Genomic DNA, 17,300 nt, shown 5'->3' with positions numbered 1-17,300 from the left:
TTTGCTGGCGTGTAAAAACGTAGTTTTTGGAATAGGTGACGGGTGTTTAAATAATTAAAAGCTACGCTTTTCGCGTGAGCAAGCTAAACGCCTACCGCCAAGGTGTAGCTGTGGGGTTAACTTGTAGACGAGCAGCTTGCTGGCGTGTAAAAACGCAGTTTTTAAAATGGCTTAATAATTAGAAGCTACGCTTCTCACGTGAGCAAGCTCGTCTACAATACATATCAAACCAAAACGTTACCAATTTTGCATTTCGACTATGCGCGATTGCGTGCGTGCATATTCAAAGCTCAACTTTTTACCTTTATACAAATGTTCAATGTCGGTTTGCGCATTTATTACCAACAATTTATGGCAATCGTAAAACTCATCGACTAACGCAATAAAGCGACGTGCTTCGTCGTCAAAGGTGTGCTCATCTAACGTTTGCTTTTCGCGTTGATAGCTATCTTCTATACCATGCACAATAACTTTACCCGTTGCTTTAACACCCATTTGTGGCACGTTCAATACATATAACACATCAAATTGCGTTGCTAAAAACATATAATCGTTAGCACTACGAGGGCCTGAGCATAGCGCCATAAAATCAATCATCAAGGCGTTATCGGCTTTTAATAAATAAGGTAAATCGCGGCCATGCACAGTAATTATATTGCTGCATGTTACAACCGGATACGAAGCTAAAAACTCATTTTCAAAATCGTGATTTGATAAATTAATAAAATAGTGACGGCTGTTTTTACCATATCTAAAGCGGTGATCCTCCTCCCCTGCTACGTTAATTATATGGCAATGGCTATTAATTAAATCGATGGTAGGTAAAAATCTCGTTCGTTGCAGGCCGTTGTAATAAAGTTGCTCTGGCTTTGCGTTCGATGTGGCCACCAGCACAACACCTTGTTCAAACAAGGCATTGAACAATCTGGCCATAATCATGGCATCGCCAATGTCGCTCACAAAAAACTCGTCAAAACACAGTATGCGGATGTTTTTAGCCCACTGTTTTGCAATCAAAATTAATGGATTTTTTTGACCTTGTAGCTGCGAAAGTTGGACATGCACCTGCGCTATAAAATGATGAAAATGCAGCCGCTGCTTTTGCTCAGTAGGTAGGTTTTTATAAAATAAATCCATCAACATAGATTTACCACGCCCTACTGGTCCATATAAATATACACCTTTTATTACAGGCGCTTTTTGCCACCATGATGTGTGAGCTTGAAGTTGCTCGCTTAATGTATTTAAAGCCTCCACTGCATTTTGCTGCGCAGCATCAAAACATAGTTTACCCGAGTTTATTTTTGCTTGGTAAAGGCTTAAAATTTGTGTGCTGTGCACTGTCATGGTATTTCACTATCGGCTATAATCGCGCCCATTGTAGCCGACTAAAAATGTGAACCAAAATGAAATTCCCTTGCCGCTTAGATAAATTTATTAGCCACTTAGCTGAAATACCGCGCACCCAAGCTCGCGCGAGTATTAAGCGAAAAGAAGTAAGCGTTAATGGCGAAGTAATTACCTCACATAACTTTCAGCTAGCCCAGCAAGATGAAGTACTGCACCAAGGTACGCCTTTGGTATTTTTAGGTAAGCGCTATTACATGCTAAATAAACCTGTTGGCTATGTATGTGCTAATAGCGACGAGCTACATAAAACAGTTTTTGACTTACTCGATGAGCCAAATATGAGCGACTTTCACGTTGCAGGCCGCCTTGATATAGACACCACCGGGTTAGTTATTATTACTAATGATGGCGATTGGTCACATAAAATTACGTCACCTAAAAGCAATAAATTTAAAACCTATCTAGTCGAAACTCAAGAGCCTATTACCGATGAAGCACTTGAGCAATTACGCGCAGGTGTCATGCTGCATAACGAAAAAGATTTAACTCGCCCAGCTATAGCCGAAAAACTTGCTAATTACGGCCTGCGTTTATCAATAAGTGAAGGTAAGTATCATCAAGTTAAGCGTATGCTTTACGCGGTAGATAACAAAGTAGTTGAGTTACATCGCGAGCAGATTGCGGGAATTACCCTGGATGAAAACTTGGCTAGCGGTGAATATCGCCTATTAACAGCGCAAGAAATCAAACTATAAAAACGCTTTATGTGAGCTTAAGTTTGGATGCATCAGTTAAAAAAATACAACTAAACTTTTACTTGAGCCTTTTAACTTGCGCTACTAAAATAGCGCCCTTCAAAATTACTAAGGTCGGCCGTGTTAGTTAACTACAATCCCCCTATGAATCCGTATTTAACAATACTTTTTCAGGATGACGACTTACTGATAGTTAATAAACCAAGTGAGTTATTAACTGTCCCAGGTAAAGATCCTAAACATGCCGACAGCTTAATTAATCGCGTTAATCGTGTTTTTCCCACAGCAAGAATAGTGCACCGCTTAGATATGGCGACTTCTGGCATACTGTGCCTTGCCATGAATAAAGCAGCGCATAGGCACTTAAGCATGCAGTTTCAAGAGCGCGAAACAGCTAAGCGTTATATTGCACGTGTATACGGGCAACTTGAAGCTGAAACAGGATCGGTAGATTTACCTCTTATTTGTGATTGGCCTAATCGCCCTAAACAAATGGTTGATCACGACAGAGGTAAGCCCTCGCTTACGCATTTTAAAATACTTGAGCGTGAAGACAATGCAACCCGTGTAGAACTAACGCCTATCACTGGTCGCTCGCATCAATTACGTGTGCATATGTTGAGCCTAGGTCATCCTATTTTAGGTGATAGACTTTACGCCCATAAAGAGGCACTTGCTGCTGCTCCTCGCTTGCAATTACATGCTCAAATGCTGCAATTAAAGCACCCCGTAACTGAGCAAGTACTTACTTTTGAAGCTGAATTGGAGTTTTAGCAAGTTTAAATTTACTAGCTAATTCGCTCTATCTATTAAACTTTTAGCTAACGTTGCCGATACCTAATTAATAGTCATTAGTTAGGTTTATTATGGTGTTTACACGGTTTTTAAAAGGCGCTTTTTTTTACATACAACTTTGTAGCCTGTTAATTTTAGCTAACTTTGTTAGTGCAGCTGAACATATTGCTCCACCGACTTTATCAAGTATTGAAAATAGCGACATTGAGCACCTACTCCCAAGCGACGAAATAAAAACAATACTCGCTGGCGAAACAGAGTTTTTTAGCCTTTATAGTGAATATATGAGTAGCGACTTCAGAGGGATCGTTTTACTTATACCTGACTGGAATTCTAAACCTACTAACAACTCCGGTATGAGCTTTCTGCGTAAAGAGCTTAATAACTTAGGTTATACAACTTACGCGATGACGGTACCCGACATTGATTGGCAAGCTAGTAAAATGGCAAAAACAATGCCTAACGAGACTGAAGCTGCGCCTAATAAAACCGAAGAGCCCGCGTCACCCGACGCCGCAACAGACACACAACCGCAGCCTGAAAAAATAAAAGATGAGCCTCATTACGTTAATGCAATAGAAAAAGTATCTGATGACGTACTTGATAACTACAAAATAAATCTAATCTCTCGCTTTAATGCGCTGTATCAAACTGCAATCGAAGATTCGAGTAATATAGTTGTTATTGCACAAGGCACTAGCGCTGGTGTGCTGTTAGAACACTATGCGGATTTTCCAGATGAGAGAGTAAATGCGTTTATTAGTTTAAGTAGTTACTTACCAAACACTAAGCGCAATAAAGGTTTAAATCAAACAACATCGCTTGTTGCACCTGCCTTGCTTGATATTTACTATGCTAATGACAGTAACGACATTTTGATGAACCTTAAAAACCGTCAGCGCTGGGTTAACCGAAATGCTAAATTTGATTACCGTCAACGCCAATTGTTTGGCCTGCGCGATCAACCCGATCAACACGCACGCCTAACAAAAGAAATAGACGGTTTTTTACGCCGACTTTTTTAAGTACTCATAAGCAGCTTGAATATCTTGGCTCTTTTTAACAGCCAATTCCATCATGTGCTTTGGCAAACCTTGCGACACTAATTTATCTGGATGATGTTGCGACATAAGCTTACGGTAAGCTACTTTTATATCACGCTGCGACGCATCGCTATTTAAGCCTAATAATGCCAATGCTTGCGCCCTGTCCATATTATTATTTGGCGGTACATGATGGCCAGAACCTTCACGATAACTACTACTTTGACCTTGGCTTTGCTGCTGTTGATTAAAGCGCTGTTGTTGCTTTCTAAAGTTAAACTCAGCTTGATAACGTTTTAATACAAATGCAAAGTGTGTTTTAGAAATGCCTAGCTGTTTACTTACCTCTGCTAGTAATTGCTTTTCTTGCTCAGCTAACACCCCATCAGAAAATGCCATTTGAATTTGTATTTCTAAAAACAACTGCATTAAGTCATTTCGTTTTGCAAAGCGTTCTTTAAAGTCATGTACGGTTTCTTTAAGTGAAAAATCGCTCTCTTTCCCCGACTGAAATGCATGTTGTGCTTCGCGGCGTTCTTCGCCTTTTAAGCCCATTTCGTCCATAAACAAATTAGCTGCTTTTATATGTACTTCGCTAATTCGTCCGTTCGATTTCGCAATATGCCCCATTACCGCAAAGCAGCTTGAAAAGAACAAAGCTTGGCGCTCGTTAACATCATCTCCACTAAACAAACTAGAAAAGCCGCCTGCTTTATCAAAGTTATTTTTTAAGCTTTTATCAAATAAATGACCTAGGTATAAACCTAAAATGGCACCAAATATTTTGCCAAACATAAAGCCAAAACAAAAACCGAGAATTTTTCCCCACATCTATAATACTGCCTTTTTAAAAATTGAGTTGTTACGCCCCAAGGCGCGTGTTTAATTGGTTTAAACGCTCTGGTGTACCAATATCATCCCACTGCCCTATATAGAGCTCAGTAGAGACTAAATGTTCATTTAGCTTTTCACGTAAAATAGGCCCTAAAGGGCGAATACCCTGCGTTAACCCTTTAAAAAAACCAGCCTGGTACCGGCCAATCCCTGAAAATGTATATTTTTGACTATCAGGCGACAAATGACTTAATGCAAAATCGCCATCTGGATTGTGTGGCGGGTTTTCTATAAGCACTATGTGCGCCTCACCAGGTTGTAAGTGTAACTGCATAAGCGCACTTACATCATAGTCGGTGTATACATCGCCATTAACGACAATAAACGTGTCGCCCAGCAGCGGTAACGCTTGAATAATACCGCCAGCCGTTTCAAGGCCACCTTCTACTTCTTGGCTATAAAGTATATTGACACCAAATTGGCTGCCATCGTTAAAGTAGTCTTTTATTTTATCACCTTGCCACGCAAGGTTTATTACAATATCGGTAATCCCGGCAGCTTTAAGGCTATTTATATGATGCTCAATAAGTGGCTTTTCTGCCACTTTTAACATAGGCTTTGGCATATTCTGCGTTAGCGGCATCATACGTTGTCCGCGCCCTGCAGCTAAAATCATCGCTTTCATGAGCGCTCCTTTGCTAACTTTTCAGTCACTTTTGGCACTATGGTATTTTTTGTCCACTCACTCAATGCTTTAAGCTCTGGATAATTCGCCGCTACTTCAATAATGTAATCAAGAGTCGGTAAAATATTATTTAAATAACCTGTTTTACCATCGCGTAAATATAATCGACAAAATATACCTGCAGCCTTCAAGTGGCGCTGTAATCCTGTTAAATCAAACCAATATTTAAACTCATCAAACGAAGTATTTACTAGTAAATTTTGATCTGTAAATTCTTGATAAGCAAAATCAAGCAAGCTTGTTAACTCTTCTTGGGGCAATTTAAAATAGCAATCGCGCAGTAGTGATACTAAATCGTAACAAAGCGGCCCACGTACCGCATCTTGATAATCTATAATTGCCCACTGGCCGTTACTATTCATAATGTTACGGCTATGGTAATCGCGATGAACGGTAACGGTTGGTTGCTCAAGCATGGCCTGTATTAATAGCGCTGAACTTGTTTGCCACATTATTTTTTGTTCTGCGCTGAGTGGCTCATTAATAAAGTCGCTTACTAACCACTGGCTAAATATATCAAGTTCAACTTTTATAAAATCTTCGTTATACGCTTGCATAGCAGAAGCTGCAGGCGTTTTTGCCCACTGAGCACTTAAACTGATTAGTGCTTGATAGTGTTCGGTGCGGTTTGCATCATCAAGCATGTCAGCTAAGTGCGTACTGCCTAAATCACTAAGAACAAAAAAGCCCTGCTTCTCATCACTTGCAATAATAGTAGGAAGTAAAAAGCCTTGCTCAACAAACACCTGGTTTAACGAAATATAAGGTTCGTTATTCACTTTTTTTGGATCTGAGTCCATCACTATTAAATGCTTATTATCGTGATTTAAACGGTAATAACGGCGAAAGCTAGCATCACCCGTGATCGCATTTAAAATATGCGACTTGGCATTAAGGTGCGTGTTTATAAATTGTTGTAAATTATCAAAGCGTGTCATTTTATAATGATATCTATTTTTATAGGTCAATTACTGTAATTGCCATTATTTTCCTTTATTATGTGTATATTATATTAAACACACAGTATTAAGGTCGATAAATGAGCAAAACCTGGGGCATATTGATGCTAAGCGTAGTTAGCGCACCATCGCTTGCCGAAACTGAACTGGCACATAACCTTTGTGGCATTTCAATGCAAACCAGAGCTTGGCAACCACTTGAAGGCCTTAACCTTGGTGAAGTTGATATCCGAGCTGATGATGTTGAGCTGCTTGGCACTCAAAGCGCTGAATTTACCGGCAATGTTGATATTAACACCCTTAAGATGAGTTTGTCCGCACAAACTGCGTTGATAGACAAACAGCGTGGTTTATTAAATGCAACGGGCCCAATTACTTATCAAGATTACGTAAGTAAAGTAAACAGCACCGGATTAAATGCCGATTTAAATAATTCAGAAGTCAGTTTGTTAGGCGCCGACTACAGCCTAACCGAGCAACAAGGTAAAGGCGGCGCTGAAAAGCTTACTGTTAATCAGTCTGGCCTATTACTCATGAATGCAAGCTTTACTACTTGCCCAAGTGACACCCCAGTATGGGAAATTGAAGCCGACGAAATAAACCTTTCACGCGAAGAAGGCTGGGGCGAAACATACAACGCGGTATTACGTATTCTCGATACACCGGTTTTATATTTACCTTATTTTACATTTCCGCTGGATGAACGCCGTAAATCGGGGTTACTTACCCCGACTATTTCAAGCTCTGATAAATACGGTCTTGAAACAATTACGCCGTACTATTTAAATATTGCGCCTAATTTTGATGCCACTATTACGCCTCGTTATATGTCTAACAAAGGGCTGCAGCTACAAACAGAATTTAGATACCTAACAGAGCAACACGAAGGCTTAGTAGGAATTGAGTATTTAGGTAGTGATGATTCTGAGCCAGATTTGAATGAACGCTACATGTTTCATTGGCAACAACAAAGCTACCTAGGTGAAAACTGGCGCGCAAATGTTGATATAACCAATGTGAGCGATGATAACTACATCACCGACTTAACTTCAAACTACGCAAGTAAAACCGATACTCAGCTGTATCGTACCGGCTCACTTACGCATTTAGGTGATACATGGCGCACCGATATTAAAGTACAAAACTTTGAAGTACTGGGCGATCACTTAGAGTCATATACTGCAATACCTCAAGTTAATTTTACGCAAACCGCACCGTGGCGTTTTGATAATTTTGACTTTAGTGTGTCGGGCGAGATGAGTCATTTTACTAATGACTCATCAGAAGTAGCCATAGACAGCGCAACTCGTGTACACGTAGAGCCAAAAGCACGTTACAACTATGCCACTCATGCATGGTCTTTTTTATCTGAAGTGAGCTTATTGCAAACTAATTATAAACAAAGCGGAAACTTAACCGGCACGCAATACAGCGATACCGTATCGCGTACTATTCCTAAAGTACGCTTGTACTCTCAGCTTAATTTTGAGCGTGACACATCTTATTTTATTGAAGATGGTATACAAACTTTAGAGCCGCAAATTCAATATTTATATACACCTAATAAAGACCAGTCAGACATTGGCTTGTTTGATACAACTAAACTACAAGACGATTATTATGGTTTATTTAGAGACGTACGCTTTTCGGGTGTTGACCGCATAGCAGCCGCAAATCAGTTTACTATAGGTGCTACAACGCGCTTATTCGATAAAAAGCAAGAAGAAGTATTTAACTTTAGCGCGGGACAAATCTTTTATTTAAGTGATGATGCAAAGCCAACAGAGCAAGGCTTAGACTCAGACACTAATTATAATGCACTATTTGCAGCTCAAACCATGTTACATTGGCATCGCCGTTGGTACCTCGCTGGAGGTATTCAATACGATACAGATGGCAAGCAAATGGTACAGTCAAATGTAACGCTAGATTATAAAGGTGATAATAATCAGCTAGTACAATTGAACCATCGCTATGCAGATGATGTCTCAGGAAATACAATCGAGCAAGTAGGTGTATTTACAAGTATTCCTATTAGCGACGAATGGCAATTTATTGCGAGCTATCATCGAGATCTTGAAAACAACAGAAGTACCGAAATATTGAGCGGATTACAGTATGAGTCATGCTGTTGGGCTATCCAAATTACTGGCCACCGCCAAATTGAGACTGATTTAAATCAGTCAATAGGCCAAGAACAAGCAACTTTTGATTCAGGTATTAGTTTGAATTTTGTATTAAAAGGACTTGGCAGTAAAAGCCGTTATGATGCACAAAAATTATTACAACAAGGTATTTTTGGCTATCGTAGACCGTATTTTCTTAGTAACTAGTATCACAACAGTACTATCAGCAAGAGTAGTAAACAGAATATGAATTTAAAAAAATTATTAACATCAGCAGTTTTAAGTGTCAGCCTTTGTCAAAGTGCAATAGCTGCCCCAGTCGAAATAGATAAAGTGATTGGCGTTGTAAACGAAGGCGTAATTTTAAAAAGCGAAGTAGACACCATTATTAATCGTGTTAAAAAGCAAGCCGAAGAACAAAGCCAAGAGCTTCCAAAAGATGAAACACTTCGTGTGCAAGCTATAGAGCGTTTAGTAAGTCAAACGCTTATGATGCAAATGGCTGAGCGTATGGGGTTACAAATCTCAGACAGCCAACTAGATCAAACCCTTGCAAGCATGGCAAAAGATCAAGGCGGAACAATTGCCGATTTACGCCGTACTATTGAAGGCTCAGGTGAAAGCTTTCAAGCCTACCGTGAAGAAATTCGTAAAGAAATTACTACGCAGCAAGTAACACGTGCCAATGTTGATCGTCGTATTTATATCAGCGAGCAAGAAGTTGATAACCTTTTAAAAATTATGGAAACTCAGGGTCAAAGTGCTGAAGAGTACGACATTGGCCATATTTTAATAGACATTCCTAATGATGCAACAGCTGACGAAATTGCCAGCGCAAAAACACGTGCAGACAAAGTAATTGAGCTATTAAACGATGGCCAAGAATTTAAGCGTATTGCTATTTCATCATCAAGCGGCTCTAAAGCACTTGAAGGCGGACAGCTTGGTTACATGGGCATTAACGAAATGCCATCGCTTTTTGCTGAAGCAGTAAAAGGCAAAAAGAAAGACGCTATTGTAGGCCCTCTTCGCTCTGGTGCTGGTTTTCATATCATTAAAGTACAAGATGTTCGTGGCTTACAGGTTGTTGAAACAACTGAAGTGCGTTCACGCCATATACTAATTAAACCTTCAATTATTTTAAGCGAAGAAAAAGCACGCTCTATGCTTGCTGGCTTTGCTAAAGACTTACGTGCAGGCACCGCTGACTTTGGCGAACTTGCTAAAGAATACTCAGAAGATCCAGGATCAGCACTTAAAGGTGGCGAGTACGATTGGACAGATCCAACTACCTACGTACCTGCGTTTAAAGATACATTACTGTCTCTTAAGCAAGACGAAATAAGCGAACCGTTTAGAACACAGTTTGGTTGGCATATTGTTCAGTTACTTGGTAAACGTGTAGCTGATAAAACAGAGCTTGCTAAACGTAACCGTGCTCATGGCATGTTATTTAACCGTAAATTTAAGGAAGAAAGTTTTAACTGGCAGCAAGAAATGCGCGAGCAAGCTCACGTTGAAATTTTCCCTATAGACCAATAAATATGACCCTAAGAATTGCTGTTACACCGGGCGAACCTGCCGGTATTGGCCCAGATTTGCTACTCACGCTTGCCCAGCAAGCGTGGGATGCTCAACTTGTAGCAATTGCCGATGGCAAACTATTAAAAGAGCGCGCAAACCATTTAGGCTTAACAATAAACTTAATTGAATTTGATGATAATGCCCCCGCTGTCGCAGCACCTGCTGGCAGCTTGTACATTCATCAGGTCGATTTAGGCGTTGATGTAGAGCTTGGTGTACTAAACGACGGTAATGGCCAATATGTGCTAGATACCTTGCGTATAGCAAGTGAAAAAAACATGAATGGCACGTTCGATGCGGTTGTTACAGGCCCTGTTCACAAAGGCATAATTAACAAAGCAGGCATTTCATTTAGCGGGCACACTGAGTATTTTGCGCAACAATCAAATACTGCTGATGTAGTTATGCTACTTGCAACAGAGGGCTTACGCGTTGCACTGGTAACCACTCATATTCCACTTGCGTATGTATCGCGTGCCATTACACCTGAGCGTTTAACTAAAGTAGTGGGTATTTTAAATCACGACTTACAAACTAAGTTTGGTATAGAAAAGCCACGTATTTTAGTGTGTGGCTTAAATCCACATGCTGGTGAAGATGGCCATTTAGGCCGTGAAGAAATTGAAACAATCACACCAACGCTTGAAATACTCAGAAGCGAAGGTATGAATTTAATTGGCCCACTACCGGCCGATACCTTATTTCAAGATAAATACCTATCTGAGGCAGATGCCGTACTTGCTATGTATCACGATCAGGGATTACCTGTGCTAAAATACAAGGGATTTGGTAAATCGGTAAATATTACCCTTGGCTTACCATTTATCCGCACCTCAGTTGACCACGGGACTGCACTCGATTTAGCAGGGACTGGTACAGCTGACGTTGGCAGTTTTGAATTAGCGATCCGCGAAGCAATTAAGCTCGCCCAAGAAAAAGCACAAAATCAATGACCGATAAAGTACATTTAGGACACCGCGCTCGTAAGCGTTTTGGGCAAAACTTTTTATTTGATGAATCTATCATCGATAAAATAGTCTCTGCAATTGATCCTAAACCAGAAGACAACCTAGTAGAAATTGGCCCCGGCCTTGGCGCAATTACTGAGCCTGTAGCCGAGTTGAGCGGCCATTTAACGGTTGTTGAATTAGATAAAGATTTAGCACAACGACTAATTGAGCACCCATTTTTAGGTCCTAAATTAACCGTTAACCAAGGCGATGCAATGACGTTTGACTTTGCAAGCTTGGTACGTGATGACAAAAAATTAAAAGTGTTTGGTAACTTACCTTACAACATTTCGACACCGTTATTGTTTCATCTTTTTGAATTTTCAGATCATATTGAGCACATGCACTTTATGCTTCAAAAAGAAGTAGTAAAACGCATGGTAGCAGGCCCAGGTAGTAAAACATTTGGCCGCTTAAGCGTAATGACTCAATACTACTGTAATGCAATGCCGGTTGTTGAAGTACCCCCTGAGTGCTTTAAACCAGCGCCAAAAGTTGACTCTGCCGTTATACGCTTAATACCTAAAAAGCCTGAGCAACGTACAGCAAAAAGCGTTAAAATATTAAACACAGTGTGTTTAGAAGCTTTTAATCAACGCCGTAAAACACTGCGTAATAGTTTAGGTAATTTACTTACCGCAGAAGAGCTTACTAGCATTGGCATTGATATAACGCTGCGTGCTGAGCGCTTATCTTTACAACAATTTATTGATATAGCTAACTGGATTTATGACAACAAGCAGTAATATTGGATCGCCTGTAAAGGTGTCTGTAGAAACATTTTACGTAGAAGGTCAATCTCAACCTGAGCTTGAAAAATACGTATTTGCTTACTCAGTAACGATTAAAAACCATAGTTTATGTAGTGCAAAACTACTGAGCCGCTATTGGTTAATTACCGATGCAAATGGCAAAGAAGTAACTGTTGAAGGTGAAGGCGTTGTTGGCGAAATGCCAGACATTGGCCCAGGCGAAAGCTATAAATACACCAGCGGTGCAATTTTAGATACACCTGTAGGCACAATGCAAGGCCACTATACGTTACGCAACGAGTTTGGCTCTGAGTTTCAGGCGCCTATCAATGTGTTTCGTTTGGCCTGCCCTAACATTTTACATTAAGTCGTAACCACTGATGGCAGATTATGCGATAGGTGATTTACAAGGGTGTTTTAGTGAATTTAGCACCCTTTTACAACGGATTGATTTTAACCCAAGTAAAGATCACCTTTATTTAGTTGGCGACATAGTTGCCCGTGGGCCAGACTCTCTAGCCTGCTTAGACTACATTTACCAACATCAAAATAGCATGACCATCACTTTAGGCAATCACGATCTTCATATGGTTGCCTGCTACTTCCTTAACAAGCCTACCAATCCAAAAGATAAACTAAACCCAATATTTGAAAGCCCCAAATTAGCGCACTACATCGCCTTTTTACAAACCCAGCCATTAGCTTTAGAGCTTAAAAAACATAACTGTTTTATATCTCATGCAGGATTAAACCCCGACTGGTCAATTGAGTATGCGCTAAAACAAGCACAATTTGCACAAAACTGTTATCAATCAAGTAGTGCTAAAGCATTTTTTGAACACATGTATCAGCCTCACCCGGAGCAGTGGTCAAGCAATCTTGATGACTTCGCAAAGTTTAGATACATAGTTAATTACTTTACCCGCATGCGTTTTTTAACAAGTGATAACAAACTCGAGCTTAATGCAAAGGGTGCAATAACCGACAGCGAAACTCTCACTCCTTGGTTTAACCACCCCAATATCGCTAAATCTAAACACGATATTATTTTTGGCCACTGGGCCGCGCTTGAAGGTAAAACAGGTAATCCACGAGTGCACGCCTTAGATACAGGTTGTGTATGGGGTAACACCATGACGTTAATGGAGCTAAGTACTAAAAAAATAATTACAGAAAAATCCTACCTTTCGTCTAAATAAACTGAAAAAAGCTAATACTTCTGTTAGATTTATAAATTAATAGTTAAAATTAGTTAAAGTAATTGATTTTAATTACTTAACTTATTAGTAAAAGCGCCGATAAGTTTTAATTGAAGTATTTTTTGAGTGGAAATTTTATGAACCTGACAGTAAGCCAACGGATTTGGGGTGGTTTTATATTTATCACCTTATTATTATTAATAATTGGTAGTAATTCCTTAATAAAAATAGCAAATATTGATCGTTCTACTCAAAAAGTGAACCAATTATCACTTCCGGCATTAAATAAAAGTTCTGAACTACAAGCCGAATTTATTTTAATGAGTAAAGCCGCCCAAGCGAGCTTTTACACTTCATCAGCAAGTGAACTGGCGCCAATAAAAGCACGCGTTCTTGAGCAAAAGAAATTATTTAACACTCTTCACAGTGAACTTCAAGATGTAGTAAAAAACGACACTACACTTAATCAAAGTAGTAAGGATGTAGAAAAAACCTATTTAAGCTTTTTAGGTACCGTAGAAAGTTTGTTAGACGATAAAAGTAAACAACTTGCACTAAACAAAACATTAAAAGCACAGTTAGAAAATATAGAACTAACTGCCGAAGATGCTAACTCAATCGTACTTGATATTATCGACATTGATGGGTTTGAGCAAAACCACCCTCGTGCTTATCAAGCTGCAAATAATTTAGAAAATAACTTTATGTCGGTGGTTAGCAACAGCACCGATATGCTAACCGTTAAAACACTTAATACACTCGACATCGTTAAAAACGAGCAAACCTATTACTTAGAAGAAGTAATACGAACCGTTGCGTTAATTCAGCCCGCAATAGAGCAAACTCATGCCGACTTATATTCAAGCTTAAAAGAATATGTTGATACCCTAGACAATAATATTAAAGGTAGCAATGGTTTAGCTGCAAACAAAAAACGATTAATTGATTCGATTACGCTAACTGAGTCAGAGCTTGCACAGTCAGAACAAGCAACCAAAATGGCACTTAAGCAAATTGATGAGCTAGTTAAGCAAGCAAGTGACGTTGCATTTAAATTACAGCAAGGTGTACGAAGCGACGTAGATTCAGCTAATTTGTGGACCTGGGTTGGTATGATTATAGCCACTCTATTAGCTATAGCGATTGCTATTATTACAGTTAGCCGTATAACAAAACCACTTGCTGAAGTTAACCGCATACTAGATATTGTTGCCAGCGGCGACATGACTCAACGATTAGATGACAGCGCTAAAGACGAATTTGGCGAACTATCTAAAAGTTGTAATACGCTAATTGATAGCTTACGCAGCTTAATTAAAGGCATTATTTCGCGCTCTACTCAACTTGCAGCAGCATCAGAGCAAACATCTGCCATTACCTCAGAATCAAGCCAAGCAATTCGTAACCAACAAGCACAAGTTGAACAAGCAGCTACTGCAACAACCGAAATGAGCAGTACATCGCAAACGGTTAGCAACAGCGCTCAACAAGCACTTAGCGAAATTAAAAACGCTGACAAAGAAGCTGAACGTGTTAAAGGTATTTCGAATAACAACAAAGCAACTATTGAACAGCTTGCTCGTGAAGTAGATGACGCTTCACAAGTAATTAATAAACTGCATCAAGATAGCGCATCAATTGGTAGCATTTTAGATGTAATACGCGGCATAGCGGATCAAACTAACCTACTTGCACTCAATGCGGCAATTGAAGCCGCACGTGCTGGTGAATATGGCCGAGGCTTTGCTGTTGTAGCAGACGAAGTACGCTCTCTAGCGAGTAAAACTCAAGAGTCGACCCAAGAGATTCAATCAATGATTGAGTCTCTTCAAACAGGCGCAGAAGCCGCTGTAACGGCAATGAGTAAAGGTAAGCAACGTGCTGTATCGTGTGTTGAGCAAACCGACCTAGCAAGCAGCGCACTTGATTCAATTACATTTGCAGTTTCGCAAGCCCACGATGTAAGTGAAGAAATTTCGACAGCAGCGCTTGAGCAACAACAAGTAGCACAAGAGATTAGCGAACGCCTTGAGTCGATTGTAGCCATTGCCGAGCAAACAGCCGAAGGCGCCAACCAAACCAACATTTCAAGCTCAGAAGTAGCAAAGCTTGCCGAAGAACTTCGTTTATCAGTAGACGAATTCAAAGTTTAACTTCGTTAAGCTATTTAAAAACCCCGCCTACAAATATCACCCAACCCGTAGGCGGGAGTTTACCTCGCGCAGCTCTACAAATATCACCCAACCCGTAGGCGGGAGTTTACCTCGCGCAGCCCTTGAGAGTTTACCTTCACGCATCCATAAAATATCGCAACAAGCGCGGCATAAAGCCCCGCCTACAAATATCGCCCAACCCGTAGGCGGGAGTTTACCTCGCGCAGCCCTGGAGAGTTTACCTCGCGCAGCCCTTGAGAGTTTACCTCGCGCAGCCCTTGAGAGTTTACCTCGCGCAGCAACAAGCGCAGCATAAAGCCCCGCCCACAAATATCGCCCAACCCGTAGGCGGGAGTTTACCTCGCGCAGCTCTTATCTTAACAAGCGCGGCATAAAGCCCCGCCCACAAATATCGCCCAACCCGTAGGCGGGAGTTTACCTCGCGCAGCTCTTATCTTAACAAGCGCGGCATAAAGCCCCGCCTACAAATATAAACCCAGCCCCAATCCTTCTTGAATATTCAAGGACTTGCTTCTATCTTAAACTTACAGGGTAAATTAATAATATAAGGCAATGAAATGCACATACTTCATCACGGAGCAGTTAATGGTGTGACCGGCTCCTGCCACGAGCTGGCAATTAATAAGCACACAAGCATACTAATTGATTGCGGATTATTTCAAGGTGAAGACTCTAAAGCTGATTTATCAATCGAGTTTAATATTACTAGCATCACAGCGCTTATTGTTACTCATTGCCATATTGATCACGTTGGGCGAATTCCCTACTTATTAGCAGCAGGCTTTAAAGGGCCAATTTTTACTACACTCGCGTCAGCTAGTTTATTACCACTGGTGATTGAAGATGCGTTAAAAGTGGGCGTTACTCGCGACCCTAAAATTATAAGAGCGTGTTTAAGCCTATTAAACAAACGCATAGTTGCCGTTGATTATAAAAGCTGGTTTGAGTTACCAAGTAAAGGTGAACAAACAGCCAAAGCGAGGTTTCAACGTGCAGGGCATATATTAGGATCAGCCTATGTCGAAATTGATATTATAAATAAACCAAGCTCGAGCAAAAACACACATCGAGTCGTTTTTTCAGGCGATTTAGGCGCGCCCTACACTCCCCTTTTACCTGCACCAAAGCCACCTTACAAAGCCGACACTCTAGTTATAGAATCGACCTATGGCGACAAAAACCATCAAGGCCGCAAAGAACGCACGCAAACTTTAAAATCAGTCATAGAGCATGCAGTTGCCGACAATGGTGTTGTGTTAGTTCCCGCTTTTAGTATTGGCCGCACACAAGAATTACTTTACGAACTTGAGCAACTAATTCATAAGGCACCTGAAAATTCTAAGTGGCGAGACATTCACGTAATACTAGACTCCCCCATGGCAGCCAACTTTACCGAGCAATACAAAAAGTTTAAACACCTATGGGATAGTGAAGCTAAGCGCAAAGTAGCCAAAGGCCGCCACCCGCTCGACTTTAAAAACCTAACAACAATTGATACGCACCACGAGCACAAAGCAATTATTAATTACTTAAACTCGCACCAAACACCGGCTATTATTTTAGCCGCTAGCGGCATGTGCAGCGGCGGCCGAATAGTTAATTATCTTGAGCAATTTTTGGGAGATAAAACAACAGACGTGGTATTTGTAGGTTATCAAGGCAAAGGTACATTGGGGCGCAATATACAAAAATACGGCCCAAGAGGTGGCTATGTGGTTATTAACAATACACGTATTACCATAAACGCAAAAATACACACTATAAGCGGTTACAGTGCACATGCGGATCAAAATGGATTAATTAAATTTGTAACAGGTATGCATAAAAAACCAAGCCATATAAAAATAGTGCACGGCGATGAGGATGCTAAAGCTGCGTTGGCTAAAAAATATAAAGCGATATTAGGCGATCAAGTATCAATAGAAATCGGCAAGTAATCGAAAATGCTTTAAATTAAACATTAATTAAAAAGCT

The 17,300-nt window shown here is 40.4% G+C and carries 15 protein-coding genes; 11 read left to right on the top strand and 4 right to left on the bottom strand.

Annotated features, from left to right (window positions below; all coding sequences use genetic code 11):
• Positions 1 to 237 precede the first annotated feature (237 nt).
• Entirely contained in the window at positions 238 to 1,347 is a 1,110-nt protein-coding gene (gene zapE / locus PX700_RS10930; RefSeq protein ID WP_479520720.1) for a cell division protein ZapE, read from the bottom strand.
• 59 nt (positions 1,348 to 1,406) lie between these two features.
• Between zapE and rsuA the strand changes: the two genes are divergently transcribed.
• The 3 genes from rsuA to PX700_RS10915 all read left to right on the top strand — a co-directional run bounded on the left by rsuA (position 1,407) and on the right by PX700_RS10915 (position 3,925).
• Positions 1,407 to 2,105, top strand: a complete 699-nt coding sequence (gene rsuA, locus PX700_RS10925) for a 16S rRNA pseudouridine(516) synthase RsuA (RefSeq protein ID WP_479520719.1) — start codon at positions 1,407 to 1,409, stop codon at positions 2,103 to 2,105.
• A gap of 120 nt (positions 2,106 to 2,225) precedes the next feature.
• Positions 2,226 to 2,879, top strand: a complete 654-nt coding sequence (gene rluA, locus PX700_RS10920) for a bifunctional tRNA pseudouridine(32) synthase/23S rRNA pseudouridine(746) synthase RluA (RefSeq protein ID WP_415637890.1) — start codon at positions 2,226 to 2,228, stop codon at positions 2,877 to 2,879.
• 92 nt (positions 2,880 to 2,971) lie between these two features.
• Positions 2,972 to 3,925 (top strand): DUF3530 family protein, encoded by a 954-nt coding sequence (locus PX700_RS10915; RefSeq protein WP_479520718.1) that lies wholly within the window; start codon positions 2,972 to 2,974, stop codon positions 3,923 to 3,925.
• Here PX700_RS10915 and djlA read toward each other — a convergent pair.
• The 3 genes from djlA to PX700_RS10900 are packed head-to-tail and all read right to left on the bottom strand — an operon-like array spanning position 3,908 to position 6,460.
• Positions 3,908 to 4,774 carry a co-chaperone DjlA gene (gene djlA / locus PX700_RS10910; protein ID WP_479520717.1) on the bottom strand — a complete coding sequence of 289 codons (867 nt, stop codon included), beginning with the start codon at positions 4,772 to 4,774 and terminating at the stop codon, positions 3,908 to 3,910. The two genes, PX700_RS10915 and djlA, sit on opposite strands and share 18 nt — an antisense overlap.
• Positions 4,775 to 4,805: 31 nt before the next feature.
• Complete coding sequence (gene murU, locus PX700_RS10905; RefSeq protein WP_479520716.1) at positions 4,806 to 5,462, bottom strand: N-acetylmuramate alpha-1-phosphate uridylyltransferase MurU; 657 nt, start codon at positions 5,460 to 5,462, stop codon at positions 4,806 to 4,808.
• On the bottom strand, positions 5,459 to 6,460 hold the full coding sequence (locus PX700_RS10900; RefSeq protein WP_479520715.1) for an aminoglycoside phosphotransferase family protein: 1,002 nt from the start codon (positions 6,458 to 6,460) through the stop codon (positions 5,459 to 5,461). Before PX700_RS10900 ends, murU begins: the two co-directional genes overlap by 4 nt.
• 101 nt (positions 6,461 to 6,561) lie before the next feature.
• Between PX700_RS10900 and lptD the strand changes: the two genes are divergently transcribed.
• The 8 genes from lptD (at position 6,562) to PX700_RS10860 (ending at position 17,263) form a co-directional block, all read left to right on the top strand.
• On the top strand, positions 6,562 to 8,814 hold the full coding sequence (lptD, locus tag PX700_RS10895; RefSeq protein WP_479520714.1) for an LPS assembly protein LptD: 2,253 nt from the start codon (positions 6,562 to 6,564) through the stop codon (positions 8,812 to 8,814).
• A gap of 39 nt (positions 8,815 to 8,853) precedes the next feature.
• Positions 8,854 to 10,149 carry a peptidylprolyl isomerase SurA gene (gene surA, locus PX700_RS10890; RefSeq protein WP_415637884.1) on the top strand — a complete coding sequence of 432 codons (1,296 nt, stop codon included), beginning with the start codon at positions 8,854 to 8,856 and terminating at the stop codon, positions 10,147 to 10,149.
• 2 nt (positions 10,150 to 10,151) lie between these two features.
• The gene (gene pdxA / locus PX700_RS10885; protein ID WP_479520713.1) at positions 10,152 to 11,144 is read left to right on the top strand and encodes a 4-hydroxythreonine-4-phosphate dehydrogenase PdxA; all 993 of its coding nucleotides are present in this window, start codon (positions 10,152 to 10,154) and stop codon (positions 11,142 to 11,144) included.
• Positions 11,141 to 11,947, top strand: coding sequence for a 16S rRNA (adenine(1518)-N(6)/adenine(1519)-N(6))-dimethyltransferase RsmA (gene rsmA, locus PX700_RS10880; RefSeq protein WP_007585090.1), 807 nt, complete (start codon positions 11,141 to 11,143; stop codon positions 11,945 to 11,947). The genes pdxA and rsmA overlap by 4 nt, the downstream gene beginning before the upstream one ends.
• Entirely contained in the window at positions 11,931 to 12,320 is a 390-nt protein-coding gene (apaG, locus tag PX700_RS10875; protein ID WP_415637882.1) for a Co2+/Mg2+ efflux protein ApaG, read from the top strand. Before rsmA ends, apaG begins: the two co-directional genes overlap by 17 nt.
• Before the next feature lie 13 nt (positions 12,321 to 12,333).
• On the top strand, positions 12,334 to 13,152 hold the full coding sequence (locus PX700_RS10870) for a symmetrical bis(5'-nucleosyl)-tetraphosphatase (RefSeq protein ID WP_479520712.1): 819 nt from the start codon (positions 12,334 to 12,336) through the stop codon (positions 13,150 to 13,152).
• A 137-nt stretch (positions 13,153 to 13,289) separates the two neighbouring features.
• On the top strand, positions 13,290 to 15,305 hold the full coding sequence (locus PX700_RS10865) for a methyl-accepting chemotaxis protein (protein ID WP_479520711.1): 2,016 nt from the start codon (positions 13,290 to 13,292) through the stop codon (positions 15,303 to 15,305).
• Positions 15,306 to 15,883: 578 nt separating this feature from the next.
• Positions 15,884 to 17,263 carry an MBL fold metallo-hydrolase RNA specificity domain-containing protein gene (locus PX700_RS10860; RefSeq protein WP_479520710.1) on the top strand — a complete coding sequence of 460 codons (1,380 nt, stop codon included), beginning with the start codon at positions 15,884 to 15,886 and terminating at the stop codon, positions 17,261 to 17,263.
• Positions 17,264 to 17,300 lie beyond the last annotated feature (37 nt).

This window comes from Pseudoalteromonas sp. TP27 (assembly GCF_056470645.1).
Note: the sequence above shows the minus strand (reverse complement) of the source record. Positions and strands in the feature narration are given on the sequence as shown.